This is a genomic window from Verrucomicrobiota bacterium, from assembly GCA_027622555.1.
Taxonomy (GTDB): Bacteria; Verrucomicrobiota; Verrucomicrobiia; order Opitutales; family UBA2995; genus UBA2995.
Genome location: JAQBYJ010000224.1, coordinates 1 through 3,887, shown reverse-complemented (window position 1 = coordinate 3,887; position 3,887 = coordinate 1). Strand labels below are relative to the sequence as shown.

3 protein-coding genes are annotated in these 3,887 nt (G+C 50.2%); all 3 read left to right on the top strand.

All coding sequences use genetic code 11. The features are described 5' to 3' along the window. On the top strand, positions 1-2,022 hold a 2,022-nt coding region (locus tag O3C43_24965; GenBank protein ID MDA1069742.1), incomplete at its 5' end, for a hypothetical protein. 136 nt (positions 2,023-2,158) lie between these two features. Beyond that, positions 2,159-2,800 carry a sigma-70 family RNA polymerase sigma factor gene (locus O3C43_24960; protein MDA1069741.1) on the top strand — a complete coding sequence of 214 codons (642 nt, stop codon included), beginning with the start codon at positions 2,159-2,161 and terminating at the stop codon, positions 2,798-2,800. Then, the coding region (locus O3C43_24955) for a FecR domain-containing protein (protein ID MDA1069740.1) at positions 2,752-3,887 on the top strand (1,136 nt) is incomplete at its 3' end. The genes O3C43_24960 and O3C43_24955, both read left to right, overlap by 49 nt.

Genomic DNA, 3,887 nt, shown 5'->3' with positions numbered 1-3,887 from the left:
CGGGCGAGTTTCACGATTGGTCCAGATCCCGATGGCGCTGGTCCCATCACTTTGGACATCAATACACACATGCTGTATCCGACTGCGGTGGGCAGTTTAGAGCCAGCACCCAATCCCAACTTTGGTCGTCCGGTGATGATGACAAGAAGATTCAATACCCATGAGTTTGCCGAAACTACCCGAAAGACGACCAGAGCCACACTGTTCTACAAGCTCAATTTTACTGAGCGTGATGATTGGGCTAAGTGGCTTGGCAATCATACCTTCACTTTCCTCGCCGACCGTGAAGAGCAGGATATTTTTCAACATGGATCGAGGCCTTCATCTTTCGCTGGATCCATTGACGTGATATCGAATCTACCAGGTCGATCAACTGATCCGACGATATTTTCGAGAGACGTCCCATACATGGTCTATCTCGGTCCGCCACAGCTTAATGCTTTTACGGATCCGAGTTTTTCATTGGAGGACTTCGTCATCACGGCAGATAACGGGTATGACTTCTCTTTCGATGCGATAGCAGGCGAGCATGACTCCTTCTATTGGGACTTTGCCACAGAGGAATGGCAGCGTGGTACATTTACCGCACGGGAAATATCACAAAGGAATCCTAATTTGCAGAACGTAGTGATCGAATCACAGGCCCTGAATCTTAGTAGTGAATTCTTCGGTGGAAATTTGATAGTCAATACGGGCTATCGGGAAGACACTGTTGAGGACTTGGCAAACCGAGCCCCTCCTCGCGACGCTGAAAGTATCCCGGTTGTGACAGATCGAACCTTATTTAACTTGCACAACGGCAACGAACAGTTCTTTGAATCGTCCGCGTCGATTTTCGGTTGGGGGGCGGTCGCCTTTTTGCCCAAGTCCTGGAATTCGCAGTCCGATTGGCTGAACGTGTCAGTGCATTACAATGAATCCGACAATTTCGTCCCGTCCGGTGGACAAAACACCCCAGACGGTGCGGTAATCCCCAACCCGTCTGGGAAAAGTCAAGACTATGGTGTCAGCTTTTATCTCTTAGATGACAAAGTTGTCGCGCGTCTGAACTGGTATAAGGCCCGACTCGCCAATTCAAGCGAAAGCAATTTTGATAACTTCTTGAACCAGGTTTACTCGCGTGCCTTCAACTTCCTGGGCAATTTGAACCGGGATATCCAGGAGTTTAATACGCCCGGAAGTGATCCAAGTGAGTTTCCACGTATAGATGAGGCGCGCCAAGCCTTCACCGAACTGGATGCTATTCTGCGCGCCCAGGGGGATCTCTATGAAAACAAAGAGCCTACGTTTTTAGCAGATGGATCTCTCCAACATATTACAGTCAGCATGGGGGATACTACCAGTATAGAGGCAAAAGGATTTGAAGCAGAGTTGATTTTGAATCCGACGCCCAACTGGCGCATCGCCCTTAACGCGGCTAAACAGGAAGCGGCTCTCGATAATTACTTGCCTGCCCTGACCAACTTTTACGATAATTTCTACAATCCTTACGTTACAAAATATGGGGATTTGGAAAATGCGAATCCCGCCCAAATAATTAACCCAGACGACACGTTTACAAATGTAGTTGATACCAACCGCTTCACCTACCTTACCGGCAAGTTGCAGGAAGGTAGACCATCGGCAGAGCTTCGTCCCTGGAGATTCAACGTCATTACCAACTACAATTTCGGTGAAGGCCGATTGAGAGGCTTTGGCATAGGCGGCGCCCTGCGCTGGCAGGATTCCGGAGTGATCGGTTTCCCTACCTTGCCGGGGGTAATCGCAGGCCAGGATACGTTCATTCCCGACATAGCAAACGGGTATCAAGGTAACACTGAAACCAATATCGATGCGTTCCTCAGTTATAGGCGCAAGATCTTCGACAACAAGGTTGATTGGACTATTCAATTTAACGTCCGAAATCTCAATGCCGATATGAATGACGTCATCCCAATCCGTGCCCAACCGGATGGTTCAATTGCCCGCGTGCGCACTTCTCCACCACGTGTCTTCCTGCTTTCCAACAGTTTCAAGTTCTAGTCTTTTAGAAACCCAAGTACGTTAGTTTTATTTCCATCGAGGCTCGACCACAAATCGAGCCTCGATCGTTTGTCGCGAATTCTACGATTAATGTAAAACATGCGGTTTTAATAAGTTTAACCCCATTCCATATAGCGTGTCTGGGTGGGAATTTATCGGATTCGAAATTATTTTTGCAATTTACCCGGGCAATTTATGGAATTACTGGAGTATCCTACTTAGCATGCTTGATACATCGTTAACCGCACGGCACGAAACCTTCGTTCGCTTGTTTTCCAAAAACGAAAACAAAGTCCGCGCTTTTGTGGCTTCTCTCTTGCCGTATTGGGAGGGCGTAGACGACGTTATGCAGGAAACGAGCCTGGTGATCTGGCGAAAATTTGAGCAATTCAACGTGGACAGTCCGGAATCAAGCTTTGTTGCCTGGGCCTTTACTATCGCGCGTTTTGAGGTGCTGAGATACCGGCGTAAGCATGCTACCGAACGTCTTGTTTTCAGTGAAGATGTCTACGAGTTACTAGCCGATAAAGCGGAGGAAATTGCTGCTGATCAGACCCATCGGCAGACCGCATTGCAGGATTGTTTGACCAAGCTGGAGCCAGCCCAACGTCAATTGATCAGGATTGTTTATGCTGATGGCGTTTCGATTAAGCATGCTGCTCAGCACGTGGGCCGCACTCCAACTGGCCTCTACAAAGCACTGGCACGAATCAGAAAACGGCTCCGACGATGCGTTCGCCTCAATATCGCGGAGGCGCGTTTGGAAGGAACGGTATGAAGAAGCGGCATCAGGAGCTTGTAGACGGTTATTGCTCGGGTATTCTAACCGATGCGGAATTTGTTGAACTGGAAAATGCGTTGCGGGAAAATCCGGAGTTGCAGGAGACACTATTGGAATACCGAGCCCTGGAATCGGCACTGCGTGTGAGTGCAGCGGCTGAGACCGCGCAACAAATACCTAAACGTGCGATCGGATTCTTTGGCCAATGGCGAACTCAGGTATACGCCGTGGCGGCTACGATCGCCTTGCTGCTTTCCGGAGCTACAATAGTGTGGCTCAGCTCACCTGAACTGGATCCTTTGGAGAATCCGCAATACGACGACGGTGTTGCCGTGCTCACTCGTGCGCTTGAAGCCGTGTGGGAAGGAGGGAAGCAACCTGAGCCTGGTGATTCCATCCCGCCGGGCCATTGGAAGCTATCCAGCGGATCTGCGGAATTGGAGTTCTACAATGGCGCTTCGGTTATCCTGCAAGGACCAGCGGATCTGGAAATCGTATCCGCCGACGGTGGGATTTTACATGCAGGCAAGTTACGAGCCCAAGTTCCTGAGCACGCTCACGGTTTCACTATTACAAGTCCGGATGTAAAGCTTGTGGATCTTGGAACGGCCTTCGGAATGGATGTCGATGCAGTTGATGGAACGGATGTGCATGTCTTCGAGGGCAGTGTTCATCTCTACGAGACTCAACCAGGTCTGTCACGTGAGGAAGGCAGTGAACTGGTTGCCGGTGAAGGACGCAGAGTGAGCCTGACAGCCGGCTCGTCTTCCATTTCCATAGAGCCTTCCGACTTTCTAGGGCCGGTTGAATTGAATCGCCAGTCGAAGGAACGCCTGCAGTTCAAATATTCTTCCTGGAGAAATGAATTTGAGGAGTCCCTGAGCGATCCGCGGTTGCTGGTGCGTTACGGTTTTGAACAGGAACTGGAAAATACACGCCTCCTCAGAAATTCTTCATCGAACAACGAACCTGGCCTTGTCGGCTCTATCATCGGAGCCCGTTGGAGTGACGGCCGTTGGCCGGGAAAGGAAGCGCTCGACTTTAAGCGACCGAGCGACCGCGTCCGCATCACCATTCCTGGCGA